At 71.2% G+C, this 19,071-nt stretch carries 16 protein-coding genes; 10 read left to right on the top strand and 6 right to left on the bottom strand.

The features are described from left to right. The first annotated feature begins 110 nt into the window (after positions 1-110). Both J8M50_RS06455 and J8M50_RS06460 read left to right on the top strand, forming a co-directional pair. Entirely contained in the window at positions 111-1,088 is a 978-nt protein-coding gene (locus tag J8M50_RS06455) for a hypothetical protein (protein ID WP_010350086.1), read from the top strand. Between the two features lie 199 nt (positions 1,089-1,287). Next, positions 1,288-1,458: a hypothetical protein gene (locus tag J8M50_RS06460; RefSeq protein ID WP_158002767.1), complete on the top strand. Its 171-nt coding sequence runs from the start codon at positions 1,288-1,290 to the stop codon at positions 1,456-1,458. Here the strand turns inward: J8M50_RS06460 and J8M50_RS06465 are convergent. Continuing rightward, positions 1,442-3,097 (bottom strand): IclR family transcriptional regulator domain-containing protein, encoded by a 1,656-nt coding sequence (locus J8M50_RS06465; RefSeq protein ID WP_010350087.1) that lies wholly within the window; start codon positions 3,095-3,097, stop codon positions 1,442-1,444. The genes J8M50_RS06460 and J8M50_RS06465 overlap by 17 nt on opposite strands. Positions 3,098-3,188: 91 nt before the next feature. Beyond that, on the bottom strand, positions 3,189-4,481 hold the full coding sequence (locus J8M50_RS06470) for a M6 family metalloprotease domain-containing protein (protein WP_029183330.1): 1,293 nt from the start codon (positions 4,479-4,481) through the stop codon (positions 3,189-3,191). Between the two features lie 305 nt (positions 4,482-4,786). On the opposite strand from J8M50_RS06470, the gene J8M50_RS06475 reads away from it, so the two are divergent. Together J8M50_RS06475 and J8M50_RS06480 are read left to right on the top strand one after the other, a co-directional pair. Next, complete coding sequence (locus tag J8M50_RS06475) at positions 4,787-5,434, top strand: TetR/AcrR family transcriptional regulator (protein ID WP_010350089.1); 648 nt, start codon at positions 4,787-4,789, stop codon at positions 5,432-5,434. 141 nt (positions 5,435-5,575) lie between these two features. Next, a complete protein-coding gene (locus J8M50_RS06480; protein WP_010350090.1) occupies positions 5,576-7,090 on the top strand; it encodes an MFS transporter in 1,515 nt (504 codons plus the stop codon). Positions 7,091-7,127: 37 nt separating this feature from the next. On the opposite strand, the gene J8M50_RS06485 is transcribed toward J8M50_RS06480, so the two are convergent. After that, positions 7,128-7,637 (bottom strand): MarR family winged helix-turn-helix transcriptional regulator, encoded by a 510-nt coding sequence (locus J8M50_RS06485; protein WP_029183331.1) that lies wholly within the window; start codon positions 7,635-7,637, stop codon positions 7,128-7,130. Positions 7,638-7,793: 156 nt separating this feature from the next. Here J8M50_RS06485 and J8M50_RS06490 point away from each other — a divergent pair, with 156 nt between their 5' ends. Next, positions 7,794-8,576, top strand: a complete 783-nt coding sequence (locus J8M50_RS06490; protein WP_010350092.1) for a dioxygenase family protein — start codon at positions 7,794-7,796, stop codon at positions 8,574-8,576. 7 nt (positions 8,577-8,583) lie between these two features. Here the strand turns inward: J8M50_RS06490 and J8M50_RS06495 are convergent, their stop codons facing one another. Further along, a complete protein-coding gene (locus J8M50_RS06495; protein ID WP_010350093.1) occupies positions 8,584-9,102 on the bottom strand; it encodes a GNAT family N-acetyltransferase in 519 nt (172 codons plus the stop codon). Between the two features lie 184 nt (positions 9,103-9,286). Between J8M50_RS06495 and J8M50_RS06500 the strand changes: the two genes are divergently transcribed. Next, the gene (locus J8M50_RS06500) at positions 9,287-10,285 is read left to right on the top strand and encodes a sigma-70 family RNA polymerase sigma factor (protein ID WP_010350094.1); all 999 of its coding nucleotides are present in this window, start codon (positions 9,287-9,289) and stop codon (positions 10,283-10,285) included. A 1,389-nt stretch (positions 10,286-11,674) separates the two neighbouring features. Here J8M50_RS06500 and J8M50_RS06505 read toward each other — a convergent pair. After that, positions 11,675-12,643 carry a helix-turn-helix transcriptional regulator gene (locus J8M50_RS06505; RefSeq protein WP_010350095.1) on the bottom strand — a complete coding sequence of 323 codons (969 nt, stop codon included), beginning with the start codon at positions 12,641-12,643 and terminating at the stop codon, positions 11,675-11,677. Between the two features lie 197 nt (positions 12,644-12,840). Between J8M50_RS06505 and J8M50_RS06510 the strand changes: the two genes are divergently transcribed. The 4 genes from J8M50_RS06510 (at position 12,841) to J8M50_RS06525 (ending at position 17,262) form a co-directional block, all read left to right on the top strand. After that, the gene (locus tag J8M50_RS06510) at positions 12,841-13,602 is read left to right on the top strand and encodes a DeoR/GlpR family DNA-binding transcription regulator (protein ID WP_010350096.1); all 762 of its coding nucleotides are present in this window, start codon (positions 12,841-12,843) and stop codon (positions 13,600-13,602) included. A 59-nt stretch (positions 13,603-13,661) separates the two neighbouring features. Then, on the top strand, positions 13,662-14,609 hold the full coding sequence (gene pfkB, locus J8M50_RS06515) for a 1-phosphofructokinase (protein WP_010350097.1): 948 nt from the start codon (positions 13,662-13,664) through the stop codon (positions 14,607-14,609). Between the two features lie 130 nt (positions 14,610-14,739). Further along, positions 14,740-16,758, top strand: a complete 2,019-nt coding sequence (locus J8M50_RS06520) for a PTS fructose transporter subunit IIABC (protein WP_010350098.1) — start codon at positions 14,740-14,742, stop codon at positions 16,756-16,758. Between the two features lie 222 nt (positions 16,759-16,980). After that, entirely contained in the window at positions 16,981-17,262 is a 282-nt protein-coding gene (locus tag J8M50_RS06525) for a hypothetical protein (protein ID WP_010350099.1), read from the top strand. 207 nt (positions 17,263-17,469) lie between these two features. Here J8M50_RS06525 and J8M50_RS06530 read toward each other — a convergent pair whose 3' ends face one another. After that, on the bottom strand, positions 17,470-18,216 hold the full coding sequence (locus J8M50_RS06530) for a DUF6227 family protein (protein ID WP_010350100.1): 747 nt from the start codon (positions 18,214-18,216) through the stop codon (positions 17,470-17,472). Positions 18,217-19,071: the final 855 nt, after the last annotated feature.

Here is a 19,071-nt window from a genome sequence, read left to right on the forward strand (position 1 = left end):
TGGCCCGCGTCGATGCCCACTCCCTGAAAGGCGGAATTCCGGCCCGACCCGATCGCCCCCGACCGCCTTCTCCCCGATGCTGGAAAACAAATCCAGCGAAGGGGAATTCCATGGCGCGCACCGGACGGCGTACGCGGATCGTGCTCGCGGTGGCCATTCTCGCCGCTTTTCTCACGGGAGCGGCGGGGGAGAGCGAGCGGGTGCCGGTCTGTCTGGTCCCGCCGGGGAATCCGGATACGGAACGCACCGTGAGCGTCCCGGCGAAAAGCCTCCCCGCGCTGCTGCGGACGACCGCTTCGTACGCCGGTCCCTGCGCCGTGTACGGCAGGGCCGTGCCCCTCGGGGACGGGGTTCTCAGGGCGTACGTCCAGCAGGTCGGCGCACGTCCGGTGGCCGTCGGGGTCGCGTTTCCGGCGTCGGTACTGCGGGGGCTCCCGACGGCCGTCAGCGACGGGAAGCACTGTTTCGACAAGGACGGAAACGGCAGCACCGACCTGCACACGGAATGCTCGGTGGGCCACGAGAAGGTGCTGGAGCTGCCCGCCGGGGCGGGCCCGTTCGCGTGGGAGCTGGTGAACTGGAACCCCCAGGGCCATATTCCCAAGGGCGTTTACGACACCCCTCACTTCGACTTCCACTTCTATATCCAGCCGTTGGCCGAACGGAACGCGATCAGACCCGGACCGTGCCCGGCACTGACGGACTGCGCGGATTACGCAAGGGCGAAGAAACCCGTACCGAGCCGCTACCTCGCCCCGGATTTCATGGACGTCGACGCGGTGGAACCGGCAATGGGCAACCACCTCCTCGACGCGAGGGCACCGGAGCTGAACGGCGGCCCGTTCACGCGCACATGGATCTACGGGACGTACGACGGGGAGATCACCTTCTACGAGGCGATGATCGCGAAGTCGTGGCTGGAGGGCCTGCGGGGCGCCCGCGCCGACGACACCTGCACCCCGTTCCGCCAGCCGAAGGCGTGGCGGGAGAGCGGCTGGTACCCAACGAAGTACTGCGCGGAGTACCGGAAGAACCGCAAGGAGTACGCGGTCTCACTGGCCGACTTCGTTTACCGCAACGGGAGTTGACACCGGAGCGCCAGGCCGGACCGGCAGAAGACGGACGCGAGGCGAGCGCCACCGCCCCCAACTCCCAAGCCCCTCGTTCGGCGGCTCCCTCGGACTGGCCGCGTTCAACGCCGTCTTCCACGCGAAACTCGTCTCGGAACTCTCCGGGCTCGACGCCGAGCAGAGGAAAACCGCTCAACAACCGGAGAGAGTCCACCAGTTGACCGGAGCCCTCCGGGAAACCGTTCTGCACGCGTACGACGCCGCCGTGGATCGCGTCTTCCTCGTCGCCGCCGGCATCCTCACCGTCGCGCTCGCTCTCGCGCTGCTCCTGAAACTCCCGGACCGGCCCAATGTCCCCGCGAAAACCACCCTCACCGCACCCGAATGAACCGCGACACCACCCCCACCTCCTCCGTGATCCGCCCAGCGACATCGAGCAGTTCGGGCAGGATCACGGACAGGCACTCCTCAACCGACCGCCGCGCCACATGAGTTGACACGCTCACCGCCCCCAGGGCCCGCCCGTCCCGCCCCCGCACCGGCACGGCGATGGACCGCAGCCCGTCCTCCAACTCCTCGTCGACGAGGGCGAATCCACGCGCCCGCACCTCGTCGAGCACCCCCCGCAACACCCCCGCATCCGTGACCGTCCGCGAGGTGAACGCCCGCAGTGAACCCAACTCCCGCTCGCCAGAAGGCAGATCAGCAAGCAACACCCGCCCCGACGACGTCACCCAAGCAGGCAACCGAGCCCCCACCCCCAACTCCACGCTCATCACATGCCGAGCGCCAACCCGAGCGGCGTACTGCACCTCGCCCCCCTCGACCAACACCCCCAACGACACAGGCTCCTGGACCCGAGAGGCCAGCTCCTCCAGATGCGGCTGGGCGATCCGCGCGAGGTTCGTCCGCGACAACGGCGGGAACCCCAGGCCCAGTACGCGCGGAGTGAGCACGAACTGCCGGGGATCGGCACCGAGTTGCACCAACCCCAGATACCGAAAGGTGATCAACGCCCGCCGGGCGGACGCCCGCGACAACCCGGTAGCCCGAGCCACCTCCGACAACGTCAACGCATCCCGCCCCTCCCCGAACGCGGTCAGCACGCTCAGCCCCCGCGCGAGCGACTCCACGAACCCCCGCCCCAACTCCTGCTTGGACGCCCCGGTCCACCCCGCGAGCCCGGCGGGCGCGGGCCCGGCGACCGCCTCGGACGCCGTACGGAGCACCTCCTCCATCCCGGCCACGGCCTCCCGCAGCCGGGGCAGCAACGCGTCCCGCAACCCCTCGGCCGGATGCCGGCTGGTGTGGCTCACGACGCTGGCGACACAGGCGATACGCCCGCCAACTCCCCGTACGGGTACGGAGATCGCCACGAGCCCGGGTTCGATGAGCTGATCGTCCAGGGCGAACCCGTCCCGCCCGGCGCCGTCGGCCCGACGTACAAAATCGGCGCCGCCGAACCCCCCACCCCCCGAGCCGAGTTCACGATCCGGCACCGCCACGAACCCCGAGTCCGTCGGATCAGCCTCTCTGCGAGCCCGCCAAGCAGCCCACCCCTCCTCGTCCCACTCACTCGCGAACAACGCCCCAGGCGCCGTCCGTTCAGCCGGCAGCAGATCCCCGATCCGGAAAGAAAGAGACAGCGTCCGCCGCCGCGTCGCCTGATGGATGAACCGGATCCCGTCCCGGTCCCCGACCGCCAGCGACACCGACTCGTCGAGTTCGTCGGCGAGTTGATCCGCCCACGCCCCCAGCAACGACGGCAGCCGCAGCGCGGACAGATACGCGTTCCCCAACTCCGCGACGCGTGGCGCGAGCGACGCGTCCCGCCCGTCCAGCCGTACGTACCCCACCCGAGCCAGCGTCCCCACCACCCGGTCGACCGTGGACCGCGCGAGCCCCGTCTCCCGTTCCAGCGCGCTGAGGCTGAGCGTCCCCCCGGCCCCGGTGAGCCGCTCCAGCACGCCCACCCCCCGCAGCAACGGGGTCACGGCCTCGGTCGGAACGGCATCGGACGACGTCATGGGCGCTGCACTCCCGGGTGAGATCTCGGGAAGACACCGTACGGGACATACCGGGGAGTGGGTCAGGCGGAAGACTTCCCCCGCACGACCGTCACCCCCGCACGACCGTCACCAGGTAGTTCCCGTCCATGTCGATCCCCCCGACGGCGATGCTGATCCCGTGCTTGCGGTCCACGAACCGCTGCCCGGGCCGGAACGTCGCGTCGGACAACTCGGCGTGGACGTTGGGGCTGCGCGTGCACCCCCCGCTGTCCCGCCGCGAGTCGTGCACGCTCACCGGCCCGAGCCCCGTGTCCACCCCGGCGTCGACCTTGTAGATCAGCACCCCCGGCCGGCACACCGCCTCGTCGTTGCCCCCCTTGGTGCGCAGCTCGACCGCGTACCCGCTGCGCCCGCCGACCGGCACGAACAGCAGCTTGCGCCCGCCGGGGGAGGAGAGCGGCGTCAGGGTGTACTGCGAAGTCCCCTTCAGAGACGCGCAGTTGACCTGCTCCGGCGTCAGCCACCCCAGCTTCCACTTGTGCCAGCCGAGGAAGTCGTTGTTGGCGCCCCAGTCCTCGCTCATGATGTCCCAGTGCCCGACGGCGCCCCCGCCCTCCTGCGTATAGAGGTCGGGCAGCCCGAAGACGTGCCCGTTCTCGTGCGGCAGCACGCGGTAGCCGGTCTCGCCGTACGTCCCGGACCCGTCGTCCTGCCGCGAGTACACGAAGGACGCGTTGGCGACGGGCACCCCGTCCGCCATGGGCGCCTCGGTGTTCCCGGCGAAGGTCACCGACAGGACGGTGTCGAGCGCGGAGGGCCCGGCGTTCGGGGTGATGAGCACGTTCAGCAGGTCGTAGTCCCGGAAGTCGACGCGGGGATCGGCGGCGGCGACGATGTCCTCGACCAGCTCCCGGTACCCGGGGTCGAAGGGGGCGCCGCGTTCGAGCCCGTACGCCTCGAACGGCTTCGGCATCCGCAGCCAGCGGGGTACGGGGGCCTCGGCGCGGTAGTCGAGACGGCCGTACGAGGCGGTACGGAACCACTCGGAGGTCTGCGGGAAGAACTCCCCGAACCGGTCCATCGCGCTGCCGGGCCCCTTGGCGTCCGGGAAGTCGACCATCAGCGTCAGCGCCCGCACCGTACCCGTGGACTTCGAGTACCCCCCGGGCGTCGGCACGCCCTCGGACATCTGCACCGCCGTCGCGCCCCGGATCATGCACGGCCCGAGCGCGGAGGACCGTGCGAGGGTCATCGGGTTCGCGCCGGCCGCGACCGCCCCCGGCTCCCGCAGCCGCTCGGCCGGTCCGGCCGAGGTGCCGACCGCCAGTGTCAGCGCGGTCACCGACACCAGCGCGGCCCTGCGGTGCGGGCGTATCCGTCGGCGCGGCGAGTGCGGCTGCATGCGGGGGCCCTTCGGTCCAGGCAGCCACCGGTCACCGGCTGCACCCTCCCGTTCACCCTCTGCCGGGGCGCGAGGGGGCGCGCGCTGGGGGCGTCCGATCGGGGACCCACCTCCTCGCCCACCCCCGTGCCCACTCCCTCACCCACCCCCTCGTACGGAAATATGCCTGCCACAGGCGTGTGTGACGCAGGTCACATTCGTACGGGGAAATAACCGGGGACGTCATCCCCGTTTAACCCAGCGTCCGAGCGAAACGGGGATGCTCTCCCCGGATCGACAAGTCCCTCCTCCAGAAGGAGCCCACCGTGGAGTCCCCCACGCTTCCCGCGCAGCGCAAGGCGACCCGGCCGCGTGCCGACGCCCTGCGCAACCGGGAGCGGATCGTCACCGCCGCCCGCGAGATGCTCACCGAGTTCGGCCCGGAAGTGCCGATCGACGAGATCGCCCGCCGGGCCGGTGTCGGGAACGCCACGGTGTACCGGCACTTCCCGGACCGCCAGGCCCTCGTCCGCGAGGTCGTCTGCTCGGTCCTGGACCGTACGGCACGGGCCGGGCAGGAGGCGCTCGCCGAGGGCGGCGACCCGTTCGCCGCGCTGGAGCGCTTCGTGCACGTCACCGCCGACGAACGCATCAGCGCCCTGTGCCCGATGCTGTCGGAGACCTTCGACGAGGACCACCCCGACCTCGCCGCCGCGAGCGGCCGGGTCGAGGACATCGTCACGGAGCTCATGGACCGGGCGAAGGCGGCCGGTCAGCTCCGTGAGGACATCGGCCCCGGCGACGTGATGATCGTCATGGCCCAGCTGAGCCGGCCCCCGGCGGGCACGGGATGCGTGTTCTCCGACCGGTTCGTCCACCGCCACCTGCAACTCTTCCTCGACGGCCTGCGCGCGTCCGCAGCCTCCACGCTGCCGGGGAGTCCGATGACCGTCGAGGAGCTCCGCCGGCCCTGACCCGGCGCCTACCTGCCATTGACCCGATTAGTTCCGCACCCTTCACCAGTCTGATCACTCAGTAGCGATCACCTTTCATCGCCGCCGGTCCGCGATCGACGACGCCGTTTTTCTCAACGAAGTCCCGGAGTGGGTTCACCCATGTCTCAAGCAGTCCCCCAGGCGCCCGACGCCAATCGCTGGAAGGCTCTGGCGTTCATCGCCATAGCCCAGCTGATGGTCGTCCTCGACGCCACCATCGTGAACATCGCGATGCCCGCCGCGCAGTCGGACCTGGGCATCTCCGAGGGCAACAAGCAGTGGATCGTCACCGCTTACGCCCTCGCCTTCGGCGGTCTCCTCCTCTTCGGCGGCCGGATCGCCGACCTGTGGGGCCGCAAGCGCACCTTCGTCGTCGGCCTCGGCGGCTTCGCGTTCGCCTCCGCGCTCGGCGGCGCCGCCACCAACCAGGCCATGATGTTCGGCGCCCGCGGCCTCCAGGGCCTCTTCGGCGCCCTGCTCGCCCCCGCCGCGCTCTCCCTGCTCGCCGTGACGTTCACGGACGCGAAGGAGCGCGCCAAGGCGTTCGGCATCTACGGCGCCATCGCCGGCGGTGGCGGCGCGGTCGGCCTCATCCTCGGCGGCTTCCTCACCGAGTACCTGAACTGGCGCTGGACGTTCTTCGTCAACATCCCGTTCGCGATCATCGCGGCGGCCGGTGCCTACTTCGTCGTCCGTGAGCCCGAGGGCGGTCGCAACCGCAACCCCCTCGACGTCCCCGGCGTCCTGCTCTCCACGCTGGGCCTGGTCGCCCTGGTCTACGGCTTCACCCGCGCCGAGACGGCCGGCTGGTCCGACAGCCTGACGATCGCCATGTTCGTCGGCTCCGTCGTCCTGCTCGCCGCGTTCGTCGTCGTCGAGGCGAAGGTCAAGGCCCCGCTGCTGCCCCTGCGCGTCATCACCGAGCGCAACCGCGGCGGTATCTACCTCTCGCTGGGCCTCGCCATCATCGGCATGTTCGGCCTGTTCCTCTTCCTGACCTACTACCTCCAGATCGTCAAGGGGTACTCCCCGGTCAAGACCGGGTTCGCGTTCCTGCCGATGGTCGTGGGCATGATCACGGGCTCCACCCAGATCGGTACGCGCCTGATGACCCGCGTCGCCCCGCGCCTGCTCATGGGCCCCGGCTTCCTGGTCGCCGCGCTCGGCATGTTCCTGCTGACCCAGATGAAGGTCGACTCGTCGTACGCCGCGCTGCTGCTGCCCGCGATGGTGCTGCTCGGCCTCGGCATGGGTACGGCGTTCATGCCGGCCATGTCGATGGCGACCCAGGGCGTCGAGCCCCGGGACGCCGGTGTCGCTTCCGCGATGGTCAACACGTCGCAGCAGGTGGGCGGCGCCATCGGCACCGCCCTCCTGAACACGATCGCCGCTTCCGCGACGACTTCGTACGTCAAGGACCACATCGCCGGTGCCGCCGCCAAGCCGCAGCAGCAGCTGGTTCAGCTGGAGGGCATGGTCCACGGCTACACCAGTGCGATCTGGTTCGCCGTGGGGATCCTGGTCGCCGCCTCGGTGATCGCCTTCACCCTGATCAACGCCGGCCGTCCGAATCTCGGCCGCGGTGCGGAGGAAGGTGCCGATGACGAGGTCAAGATCCCGGTGGTAGCCCACTGAGCCACCGCTCTGACCAGCGCCGGCCTAGGGGACGAGGTCAGCGCAGCCAGGGCAGGTCGGCACCCGCTTCGTTGGGCTGAAGGCCCTCGGCGACGATCGTCAGGATCTCGCCGAGGGCCTTCGTCTGCTCCGGGGTGAGCCGTTCGAACAACGAGGTCCGTACGGCCTCGACGTGGCCGGGGGCCACCCGTTGCAGTACGTCGCGCCCCGCGTCGGTCAGGACCGCGAACTGTCCCCGCTTGTCGGAGGGGCAGTCCTCTCTGCGGACCCAGCCGTTCTTCTCCAGCCGCGCGATGGCGTGCGAGAGACGAGAGCGGGTGATCTTGGACTTCATCGCGAGCTGGGTCATCCGCAGCCGGTGGCCGGGGGCCTCACCGAGGCCGACCAGCAGTCCGTAGTACATGTGCGGCATGCCGGCGTCGCGTTGGAGCTGCCGGTCGAGGTAGTCGTCGAGGAGCGTCGACGCGTGCACGTAGGCACGCCAGACAAACTGCTCCTCTTCGGTGAGCCACTGCGGCTCCGGGGTAGGGGAGGGGGATGCCTTCATGTACTCCACAGTAACGCTCCCATCATTGAATTTTAAACAAACAGGTCGTAGGGTATGTAGGAAGATGTTGCAGATTTGAAGTAAGGTCCGAAACGGGGCCGATTGAGACAAGGTCTGCCGAAACGAGGTCGGCCGAAGCAAGGGAGAGTCGCCGCCATGTCCGCCGCCAGCCAGCGCATGCCCGCCCTGTACCTCAGCCACGGGGCGCCGCCGCTCGCCGACGATCCCCTCTGGCCCGGCCAGCTCGCCGCGTGGTCGGCGGACCTGCCGCGGCCCAAGGCGATCCTCATCGTCTCGGCGCACTGGGAGGAGGCCCCCCTCGCTCTCGGTGCCGTCAACCCCGTCCCCCTTGTCTACGACTTCTGGGGCTTCCCCGAGCACTACTACCGGGTCACGTACGACGCCCCGGGCGCACCGGAGCTCGCGGAGAGCGTGCGCAAGCTGCTGCGCGCCCCCGGCATTCCCGTGCAGGACATCCCGGACCGCGGTCTGGACCACGGCGCCTACGTCCCGCTGGTGGAGATGTTCCCGGACGCGGACGTCCCTGTCCTCCAGATCTCGATGCCCACCCTCGATCCGGTGAGACTGATGGACATCGGCCGCAAGCTCGCGCCCCTGCGCGACGAGGGCGTGCTGATCGTCGGCTCCGGCTTCTTCACCCACAACCTCGCGGCCCTGCGGGGCTCCGGGGTGCCGTCCTGGTCCGTCGAGTTCGACGAGTGGGGGCGGCGGGCGCTGGAGTCCCACGACTGGGACGGGCTGCTGGACTTCCTGGAGAAGGCGCCGGCCGGCCGCTACGCGCACCCGCGTACGGAGCACTTCGCGCCGTTGTTCGTGACGATGGGGGTCGCGGACGCGGTGGGGGAGCTGGACTCGCAGCGGTCGGTGATCGACGGGTTCTGGCTGGGGCTGGCGAAGAGGTCGGTGCAGTTCGGGTGAGGTTGTTCTAGAGGGCTTTCTCGTACCAGGCGACGTCCCAGTAGCGGCCGAACTTCCGTCCCACCTCGCGGTACGTCCCGAGGTACTGGAACCCGAAGCGCTCGTGGAGCCGGGTCGACGCCTCGTTGGGCTGCGCGATGCCCGCGTACGCGCGGTGGAGGTCCTCTTTCTCCAGGGCGGCGAAGAGGGCCTCGTACAGGAGCGTGCCCACGCCTCGGCCGCCCGCGCCCGGCGCGACGTACACCGTGACCTCCACGGACGTGGAGTACGCCGCCTTCGGGCGGTAAGGGCTGGATGTGGCGTACCCCAGAATCTCCTGAGAGTCCGTGTCCGTGGCAACCATCAGCCGGTGCGGGCCGTCTTCAGGGTGGGAGAGCAGCCAAGGACGGCGTTCTTCCACCGTGAAAACCGCGGTGTCGAATGTGATGGGCGTCTCACGGACGTAGTGGTTGTACAGCTCGGTGAGCGCGGCGAGATCCGCCTCGACTCCTGGCCTGACCTGCACCTCTGTGGGTTCCGACACCATTCGCCTCCTCCGCGTGGCCGCGCAGGATACTGCAAGATCAGAAAATTGGTGGCACTGGTTGGGAATTCTGTCCTGATTCCAGTCGTTGTTTCCTTCGAACGGATCTGAGGGACCCGGGGTAGAAGACCGGATCCGCGGGACCCGGACAGGACCACCCGACAGCCACCATCGCAAGGGAGCTCGCATGGCAACCCGTGCCGTCGCCCGTCGTCAGTCCGCCAGCGGCGAGACAGGCGCCGTGGCCCGCAGCGTTCGCGCCACCGGCGGGGAGATCGCCGACCGCGATCTGGTCGGCATGTACCTCGACGAGATCGCGCGTACCCCCCTGCTCGACGCCGCCAAGGAAGTCGAGCTGTCGCAGATCATCGAGGCGGGTGTGTTCGCCCAGCAGCTTCTCGACGGCTTCGAGGAGTCCCCCTCCGGCGCCACGCGCGAGGAGCTGGAGGCCCTGGTCGCCGCGAGCGAGCGCGCGAAGGACGTCTTCATCCGCTCCAACCTCCGCCTCGTCGTCGCCGTCGCGCGCCGCTACCCGCGCAGCGGCCTGCCCCTGCTCGACCTGATCCAGGAGGGCAACGCGGGCCTGGTGCGCGCGGTCGAGAAGTTCGACTACCGCAAGGGCTTCAAGTTCTCGACGTACGCGACGTGGTGGATCCGCCAGGCCATCACGCGCTCCATAGCCGACCAGTCCCGTACGATCCGGCTCCCTGTCCACCTGGTCGAGGAACTGGGCCGCATCCGCCGGGTCCAGCGCGAGTTCAACCGCGAGCACGGGCGCGATCCCGAGCCCGCCGAGATCGCGAAGGAGCTGGGCTCCAACCCGGCGCGCGTCGTCGACGTCCTCGACTGGGCCCGTGACCCGGTCTCGCTCAACATGGCCGTGGACGACGAGGGGGAGACGCAGTTCGGCGACCTCCTGGAGGACACGTCGGCGGTGAGCCCCGAGCAGTCCGTCCTGACCCTGCTGCGCAGCGAGGAACTGGACGGCCTCATCGACCGCCTCGACCCCCGCACCGCCTCCATCATCAAGATGCGGTACGGCATCGAGGACGGCCGGGAACGCACGCTGACCGAGGTGGGCAAGGAGCACGGGCTCACACGCGAGCGCATCCGCCAGATCGAGAAGCACGCGCTGCTCGAACTGAAGAAGCTCGCGCGGGACACGGGGTTCGAGGCGGCGGCTTAGTGAACGCCCGTGCGTGAAGCCGGAGTTGGGTTTCAGGCCACACCTTGCTCGCCCCTGGCGAACATTGCCCCTCCCCGGCTTCAACCACCGATTCCAAGGGAACAAGTCTCCAGGGAACGGGAGTTCACCCCCACGCACAAGAAACCTCGCACCCCCCGAACCCGTTGACCCCCCAACAGAGACCACGTCCCGACGCACTCCCCCCGGCGCCGGGACCACCCCAGCCGGGCTTCGGCACCCTCCCCCCCCGGGTGCCGAAGCCCGGCTCTTCTTTCCTCCATGGCAGGCACAAGAAGAAGGGCGAGCCACCCCGAACCTGAACCCCGGGGTGGCCCACCCAAACCCCAGATTGTGCCACAGCCCACCCCTCGGCAAACCGCCCGCACCCACAGCACTCACCGCCCGCACCTGAGCCCACCCACCACCGCACCACGAGCCACCCCGCACCCGCTCTCCGGCTCACGCAGCCGCGCCGCACCACGAGCCACTCCGCACTCGCCCATCTGGCTCGCGCAACCGCGACAGGCTACGGCCCCACCACTCACCGCCTCCCACCCCGCTGCGGGCAGTAGTACTGCACCCACCCGCCTCCTCGCCCTCGCCCACCCGGCTTGCGTAGCTGCGTCCAGCCGCCCGCACCCGCCCACCTGGCCCGCGCAGCCGCGGCAGCCCGCGCCGCACTACTGGCCGTCCCGCCCCCGCCCACTTGGCCCGCGCAGCCGCGCCGCACTCGCCCCCGCCTCCCTCGTACGGCGGGAGACCCGCAACCGGCGAGCCCACCCCCACCGCCCTCGTGCGGCGGGAGAGCCGCAAACAGCGCGCCCGCCCCGCCTCCCTCGTACGGCGGGAGACCCGCAACCGGCGGGCCCACCCCCACCGCCCCCAGACGGCGGGAGACCCGCAACCGGCGGGCCCGCCCCTGCCTGACCCGTACGGCGGGAGACCCGCAAACAGCGCGCCCGCCCCGCCTCCCTCGTACGGCGGGAGACCCGCAACCGGCGGGCCCACCCCCACCGCCCCCGTACGGCGGGAGACCCGCAACTGGCGAGCCTGCCCCTGCCTCCCCCTCCGGACGGCGGGTAAGCCGCAACCGGCGAGCCCGCCCCGCCTGACCGGCATGGCGGGAGAGCCGCGAACGGCGAGTCCGCCCCCGCCGCACCGGCACGGCGGGTGGGTCGCGTACGGCGGGGAGTGGGGTGTCGGGGGTGCGGCGCAGCCCGTCGCTTACGAAGACAGCAGCGCACGGCTCGGTCTACCCCACTGGCCAACACCACCCGCGACGGGCTCGCCGCACCCCCGGCACCCCCGACCCCACCCACGAACCTCCCGCGCGCCCGCAGGGCGACAGGCAGGGCGCCGAGCCAACCCCCCGGCGCCCCCACCCCCACCTCACCCACCCCCACCAGCCCTCCCCAACCGCTCCCCCAACTCCCGCACACACCGCCCCAGTTCCCCCGGCCCCTCCACCACGAACTCCACCCCCACCAACGCCAGATGCACAGCCAGCCACTCCACAGGCCCCCCGATCACCCCCCGCACCCTGCACCCCCCATCCACTTCCCCCACCACAGCCCCCAACCACCCCGGCACCCGAGCCCCCACCTCCTCCGCGCTCCCGGCAAAAACGACCGAGAACTCATACGTATCCCGCCGCCCGGAAAGCGCCCGCCGCACCAACTCCACCGCACCCCCCTCCGGCAACTCCCGCGGAGCGAACCGCGCACCGGTGGCGAACGGCTCACTCACCCGATCGACGCGAAACGTCCGCCAGTCCCCCCGATCGAGGTCGTACGCGACGAGATACCACCGCTGCCCGGTGGACACGAGCCGATACGGCTCGACAAGCCGCCGACTGCCCACCCCGTCCCGCGCGCTGTACGCGAACCGCAACCGCTCGCTCCCGGCAACGGCGGAGGCGATAGCGGTCAGCGTCTCCGGCGGAATCCGATCAACGTCCCCACCGGTGAGCGGCGCGGTGGCGGCCTGCAACGTGGCCACCCGCCGCCGCAACCGAGCCGGCAACACCTGCTCCAGTTTCGCCAGAGCCCGCACGGACGCCTCGTCGACCCCCGCGACCGCGTGCCCGGCCCCCGCCCGCAACCCCACGGCGATGGCGACAGCCTCCTCGTCGTCGAGGACGAGCGGCGGCATAGCCTTCCCGGCGACCAGCCGGTACCCCCCGTCGGCCCCCATCGTCGCCTGCACGGGATACCCCAGCTCCCGCAGCCGGTCGATGTCCCGCCGAACGGTCCGCCGGGACACCCTGAGCCGCTCGGCCAGCTCACCCCCGGGCCACTCCCGGGGCGTCTGGAGCAACGACAACAGCTGAAGCAGCCGCGCAGGCGTGTCAGTGGTCATGCCCGGAAGGATGCCGCACGTCTAGGCCAGGACTTGACCTAGACGGAAACCGAGCCACCCAAAAGCCCGATCATGCCCGATTGAAGTCCGAACCTGTTTACTTTCCGGAAATCTGGGCGTAGCCTCCCATCGAAACCACAAGTCCGGGCATCAGACGGACACGACCGGACGTGGACCGGACCCTCGGAGGCGAAGCGATGTACGCACCGGAACGGCAGCAGGAGATCCTGCGCCTCGCCCGCGACGGCGGCCGTGTGGACGTCCTCTCGCTCGCCGAGGAGTTCCAGGTCACGGCGGAGACGATCCGCAGGGACCTGAAGTCCCTGGACCGCGCCGGCCTCGTCCGCAGGGTGCACGGCGGCGCGATACCGGTGGGCCGCCTGGACTTCGAACCGGACCTGGCGGAACGCGAGTACACCTCCGCAGACGAGAAGGACCGCATCGCGAAGGCGGCCCTCGCCGAACTCCCCACGGACGGCACGCTGATCCTGGACGCCGGTACGACGGTCGCCCGCCTCGCCGCCGCGATCCCCCTCGACGCCACGCTCACGGTCGTCACCCACAGCCTCCCCATCGCCGCGCGCCTCGCGGACCACCCCGGCATCCAGCTCCACCTGGTCGGCGGCCGGGTCCGCCACCGCACACGAGCGGCCGTCGACGCGTGGGCCCTGCGGGCGTACGGCGAGATCCGCGCCGACGTCCTCTTCGTCGCCGCGAACGGCTTCTCCCCGGCGCACGGCCTCACCACCCCCGACCTCGCGGAATCCGCGGTCAAGCGCGCGGCCATCGCCGCCGCCCGCCGCGTCGTCCTCCTCGCCGACTCCGCCAAACACGCCCAGGAACACTTCGCCCGCTTCGGCGACCTCACGGACGTCGACCTCCTGATCACGGACCAGGCTCTGGGCGACGAGGAGACGGCGGAGATCGAGAACGCGGGGACGGAGGTGGTGAGGGCATGAACACCCGGAACGCCCTCCACCCCACCCGAGACACCATCCGTACGACCGGCAAGAGCGGCATGATCCTCACCGTCACCCCCAACCCGTCCCTCGACCGCACCTACGAGGTCCCCTCCCTCGACCGGGGCGAGGTCATCCGCGCCACCGGCGAACGCATGGACCCCGGCGGCAAGGGCGTCAACGTGTCGCGCGCGGTCGCGGCGGCGGGACGCCGTACGGTCGCGGTCCTGCCCCTCGGCGGCGCCCCCGGCGCCCTCGTCGCGGACCTCCTCGACGCACAGGGCATCGAGGTCGCCCCCGTCCCCGTCGCCGGCGCGACCCGCTCCAACATCGCGCTCGCGGAGTCGGACGGCGTCCTCACGAAGATCAACGCGCCCGGCCCCGAACTCTCGCCCGCCGAACAGGAACTCCTCCTGGAGACGGTCCGCGAGCACTCGGCCCACGCGGACTGGATCGCCTGCTGCGGCAGCCTCCCGAGGGGCCTGTCCCCGTCCTGGTACGCCGAGCTGGTCACCCGGGCCCACGAGGCGGGCGTCCGCATCGCCCTGGACACCTCCGGCCCGGCGCTCCTGGAGGCCCTGCGCGCGGGCCCGGACGTGGTCAAGCCGAACGCGGAGGAACTGTCGGAGGCGGTGGGCCGCCCCCTGCGGACGATCGGCGACGCCCTCAAGGCGGCGGAACAACTCCGCGACATGGGCGCCCGAGCGGTCCTGGCCAGCCTGGGCGCCGACGGCCAGCTCCTGCTGGACGCGACGGGCACGTACCACGCGACGGCCCAGGTCACGTCGGTCCGCAGCAACGTAGGCGCGGGCGACTCCTCCCTGGCCGGCTTCCTGATCGCGGGCGGCACCGGCCCGGCCGCCCTCGCCTCGGCGGTGGCCCACGGCGCGGCAGCCGTCCAGCTCCCGGGCAGCGTCATGCCGACGCCGTCCGACCTGAACCCCACAGCGGTGACCTTGACGTCGACGGTCCCGGTGGACCGCGAACTGAGAGAGCCGACGTCATGAGGCCGGTACGCCTCCCCCTCGATCACCTCGCCCCCACGCGGCAGAGCCCGTCGTTAACCGCGGCCCTCGCCACCCCCGTCCCCGACTCCACCCCCGCCCCACTGGCGATACGCGTGCGAAGGAGCCCGCGATGAGCGACATGATCACCGCGGACCTGGTCGACCTCGACCTGTCCGCCGAGAACAAGGAAGCGGCGGCGCGATCTCTCGCCGTCCGCATGGTGACCCAGGGCCGCGTGACCGACCTGGACGGCTTCCTCGCGGACGTCGCCGCGCGGGAGGCGCAGATGCCGACCGGCCTGGACGGCGGCATCGGCATCCCGCACTGCCGCAGCGCCCACGTCACGGAACCCACGCTGGCCTTCGGCCGGGCCACCCCCGGCATCGACTTCGGCGCCCCCGACGGCCCCGCCGACCTGATCTTCCTGATCGCCGCCCCGGCGGGCGCGGACGACGCCCACCTCACGATCCTCTCCGCGCTGGCCCGCCAGCTGATGAACACGGAGTTCACGGACGCGCTGCGCGCGGTCGCGGACCCGGAGACGGCGGCGGCCCTGATCCGCGGCGACCGGTCCCCGCAGGACCTGGCCGTCGCCGAAGACTCCGCTGCGGCACCGGTGGCGGCCTCCACCGGTGCCGCAGCGGCAGAACCCGCCGCGCCCTTCCGCATCGTCGCCGTCACCTCCTGCCCCACCGGCATCGCCCACACGTACATGGCCGCCGAGTCCCTGGAGAACGCGGCCCGCGAGGCGGGCGTACAGCTCACCGTCGAGACGCAGGGCTCCGCCGGTTTCACCCGCCTCGACCCGCAGCTCATCGCGGACGCGGACGGCGTGATCTTCGCGCACGACGTTCCGGTCCGCGACAAGGACCGCTTCGCCGGCAAGCCGACGGTCGACGTCGGCGTGAAGGCCGGCATCAACCGCCCGTCGGAGCTGATCGCCGAGGTCAAGGACAAGGCGGCCAGGGGAGTGGTGACGACGGGCTCCGCGCCGACCCCGGTGGAGCGCGCGGGCGACTCCACGGAGGGCTACGGCACGAAGCTGCGCAAGTGGCTGATGTCCGGCGTGAGTTACATGGTCCCCTTCGTCGCGGCGGGCGGTCTCCTGATCGCCCTCGGCTTCGCGATCGGCGGCTACAAGATCAACAAGGCGCCGTCGGTGATGGACCACTTCCTGTGGACCCAGGCCGACAGCTGGGCGGCGCTGCTGTTCCAGGTCGGCGCCGTCTCCTTCGGCTTCCTGGTCCCGGTCCTCGCGGGGTACATCGCGTACGGCATGGCGGACCGCCCCGGCCTCGTCCCCGGCTTCGTCGGCGGCATGATCGCCTCCACCATCAACGCCGGCTTCCTCGGCGGCCTCGCGGCGGGCCTCATCGCGGGCGGCGTGGTGATCGGCATCCAGAAGGTGAAGATCCCTACGGCGCTGCGCGGCATCATGCCGGTGGTGGTGATCCCGCTGATCTCCACGGCGATCGTCGGGTTCCTGATGTTCGTGGTGATCGGCAAGCCGATCGCGTCCGCGCAGAAGGGCATGACCGACTGGCTGAACGGCCTCACCGGCTCCAACGCGATCCTGCTCGGCGCGCTCCTCGGTCTGATGATGTGCTTCGACCTCGGCGGGCCGGTCAACAAGGTCGCGTACACCTTCGCCACGGCCGGCATCGCCGTCACCGACCCCAGCGACTCGGCGATGAAGGTCATGGCCGCGGTGATGGCCGCCGGCATGGTCCCGCCGCTGGCGATGGCCCTCGCGACGACGCTGCGCGCGAAGCTCTTCACGGAGACGGAGCGCGAGAACGGCAAGGCGGCGTGGGTACTGGGCGCGTCGTTCATCTCGGAGGGCGCGATCCCGTTCGCGGCGGCCGACCCCCTGCGCGTCATCCCCGCCTCGATGGTGGGCGGCGCGGCGACGGGCGCCCTGTCGATGGCCTTCGACGCGACACTCCGCGCCCCGCACGGAGGCATCTTCGTGGTCCCCCTGATCGGCAACCCCTTCCTCTACCTGATCGCCCTGGCGGCGGGCGTGGCCATCACCACCACCCTGGTGATCCTCCTGAAGGGCCTCCGCAAAGCGACCCCGACGGCCCCTCAGCCCGAGGAACCCCTCACCCAGCCCACCACCGACCGCAAGCACCCGATAGCGGCGTAGCCCCACCCCACTCCTCGGCCGCGGCCCCCCGAATCGGGCCGCGGCCGAGGCTTTTCCTGGCTCACCCGCGCCCGCCCGCGCCCCTTCGCACGCCCCCCGACCGCCCCACGCGCCCTTCACAACTCCCAAGCCCCACACGCGCATTCAATACCCCCCACGAGCCCTGCGAGATCCATCACGATCCGCCACAAAGGTAACGATTCGTGGTGTCTACTGGTTCCCATGCCCGCGAACCTCACCCTCCCCCAACTGGCAGCGCTGACCACCCTCACCCTCGCGGCCCTGGCCTGGTTGACCGTCCTGACCCGCACCCTGCGCCGCCCCCGCCCGCACCAGCCGTACGGCCCCCTCCTGCGCACCACCCCGCTGGTCCGCCGCCCCGACGGCCTCCCCGCGCTCCCACACCAACGCCGCACGGGCCCTGCCGTGGAATCGGCCCCCCTCACACCGGCGGAGGAGCACGCTTTCGCGACGCTGGTCCGCCGCCTGGCGGACGAGAGCTGAGGAGCGACGACCGTTGGGGAGCGGCGACCGCTGAAGGGCAACGACCACTGGGGAGCCCCACCTCGTGCACCACCCACCCACCGGCGCCCACGGCTTCCGCGCCCTGCCCGCCGGCGCCACGGCTTCGGCGCTGCCGGCCCGCCGCTCAGCGAGGCAAGCCACGCCCCCGCGCAATCCCTCCCGCTGCCACCCCAACCCCCAACACCGCTACGACAGTTGCGCGGCCCGCCGCTCCATCCCCGCCCGAGCCTCCTCCTCCGTCGCGTACACCTCACACATGTGCCGCCCGTCCGGCGTCACCGTGTGCTCCACCTCCCACAGCGACACCTCCTCGCCGTCGGCCAGCAGGAACGCGTGCTCGTACAGCGCGAACCCGATCCCCGCCCGTCCCGCCCGGCAGGGCCGCCCGAACGCCTGGGTGATCTCGTACGCCGACGCCGCGGAGACCCGCTCCACCAACTCCCGCCCCGGCCGGTCGGAGTTCTCCGCCCGCCGCAGCAACCGCCGTACGTGATCGGCGGAATCCCCCCGCACGTACATGTGCCGAGGCACCGGCATGGCCGCCAGCTGCACGGACACCGGCAGCTCGAACTCCGGCGAGTCCAGGGGTAACGGCAGCCGCGAGGTCGCCTCCCGCAGCTCCTCCGGCTCGGCGTACACCTCGTGCTGCGACTCCCCGCCGGCCGTGATGTTGTGCACCAGCTCCCACAGCGTGAGCGCCGTACCGTCCGCGAGCAGCCACGTGTGCCGGTACGTCTCCCGGTGCAGCCCCGCGCTGTGGTGCGCGGAGTGCAGCGAACTGTCGTGCGCCAGCGCGCAGTCGAGCTGCCTCAGCACCTCGTCGGCGAGCTCGAAGGAGTTCAGGGCCCGCCCGAGGAGCCGCGCGAGGTGCTCCTCCGGAGACTCCGGCGACTCAAATGGTTCGTACGCCGCCATCTCGTACGGAACGCTCAAGGTTTCTCCCGGCGTTGCTGCATGTCACCTTGTGGGTGCATACGGTAGCCCCTCACCCGGACACCACACCCGGCGAACGGCAAAACGTGTACCCAATAAAACGCACCCCCACCCCAAGAAGTTCCCCCCACCCAGACAAACCACGAAAACCCCACCCCACCCCCAACTCCCCACCCCACCCCCAACTCCCCACCCCACCCGCACGTACCACCCCTCAACCGGCCTTGCCCACCCCAAACCACCCACGACACCCTTGCCCGAGCAGACGACGGCCAACCCAACCGCCACAACTGAGCCCCACCACCCCTCACCCGCCCGGCGGCCGACCGCGCCACACCCCACGGACCCGCACACGCCCCACCCCGCCCCCGCGCCTGCGGCCAGCCGCGCCACCCCCACGGACCCGCACACGCTCCACCCTGCTCGCCTAGCTGCGGGCAGCCGCGCCACCCCTCACCGACCCGCACCCGCTCCACGCGCCCCGCGTAGCTGCGGCCAGCCGCGCCACCCCCACGGACCCGCACACGCTCCACCCTGCTCGCCTAGCTGCGGGCAGCCGCGCCACCCCTCACCGACCCGCACCCGCTCCACCCGGCCCCCGCAGCTGCGGGCAGTCGTGCCCCCCACGGACCCGCACCCGTTCCACTCGCCCCACCCAGCTGCGGGCAGTCGTGCCTCCCCCAGTGCCCGAAGGGCCTGGGAGGTGCCCCCATGGGGCGGCACGGGTGGGCGCAGCGGCACCCCGCAAGCGCGGGTGAGCGCCAACGCCCCCACCCCAGCCCCCACCGAACCCGCACTCACCCACTCACCGCCACCACCCACCCCCTTCCCACGCCCCGCACCTACGCCCGCACC

This window comes from Streptomyces acidiscabies, assembly GCF_020010905.1.
In the GTDB taxonomy this organism is placed as follows: Bacteria; Actinomycetota; Actinomycetes; order Streptomycetales; family Streptomycetaceae; genus Streptomyces; species Streptomyces acidiscabies.

What these genes read in the sequence shown, in the direction of transcription:
- J8M50_RS06510 (WP_010350096.1), top strand. Translation starts at nt 12,841, where the DNA reads ATGTACGCACCGGAACGGCAGCAGGAGATCCTGCGCCTCGCCCGCGAC.
- J8M50_RS06495 (WP_010350093.1), bottom strand. Translation starts at nt 9,102, where the DNA reads ATGGTGTCGGAACCCACAGAGGTGCAGGTCAGGCCAGGAGTCGAGGCG.
- J8M50_RS06505 (WP_010350095.1), bottom strand. Translation starts at nt 12,643, where the DNA reads ATGACCACTGACACGCCTGCGCGGCTGCTTCAGCTGTTGTCGTTGCTC.
- J8M50_RS06525 (WP_010350099.1), top strand. Translation starts at nt 16,981, where the DNA reads ATGCCCGCGAACCTCACCCTCCCCCAACTGGCAGCGCTGACCACCCTC.
- J8M50_RS06490 (WP_010350092.1), top strand. Translation starts at nt 7,794, where the DNA reads ATGTCCGCCGCCAGCCAGCGCATGCCCGCCCTGTACCTCAGCCACGGG.
- J8M50_RS06480 (WP_010350090.1), top strand. Translation starts at nt 5,576, where the DNA reads ATGTCTCAAGCAGTCCCCCAGGCGCCCGACGCCAATCGCTGGAAGGCT.
- J8M50_RS06500 (WP_010350094.1), top strand. Translation starts at nt 9,287, where the DNA reads ATGGCAACCCGTGCCGTCGCCCGTCGTCAGTCCGCCAGCGGCGAGACA.
- J8M50_RS06520 (WP_010350098.1), top strand. Translation starts at nt 14,740, where the DNA reads ATGAGCGACATGATCACCGCGGACCTGGTCGACCTCGACCTGTCCGCC.
- J8M50_RS06465 (WP_010350087.1), bottom strand. Translation starts at nt 3,097, where the DNA reads ATGACGTCGTCCGATGCCGTTCCGACCGAGGCCGTGACCCCGTTGCTG.
- J8M50_RS06470 (WP_029183330.1), bottom strand. Translation starts at nt 4,481, where the DNA reads ATGCAGCCGCACTCGCCGCGCCGACGGATACGCCCGCACCGCAGGGCC.
- pfkB (WP_010350097.1), top strand. Translation starts at nt 13,662, where the DNA reads ATGATCCTCACCGTCACCCCCAACCCGTCCCTCGACCGCACCTACGAG.
- J8M50_RS06485 (WP_029183331.1), bottom strand. Translation starts at nt 7,637, where the DNA reads ATGAAGGCATCCCCCTCCCCTACCCCGGAGCCGCAGTGGCTCACCGAA.
- J8M50_RS06455 (WP_010350086.1), top strand. Translation starts at nt 111, where the DNA reads ATGGCGCGCACCGGACGGCGTACGCGGATCGTGCTCGCGGTGGCCATT.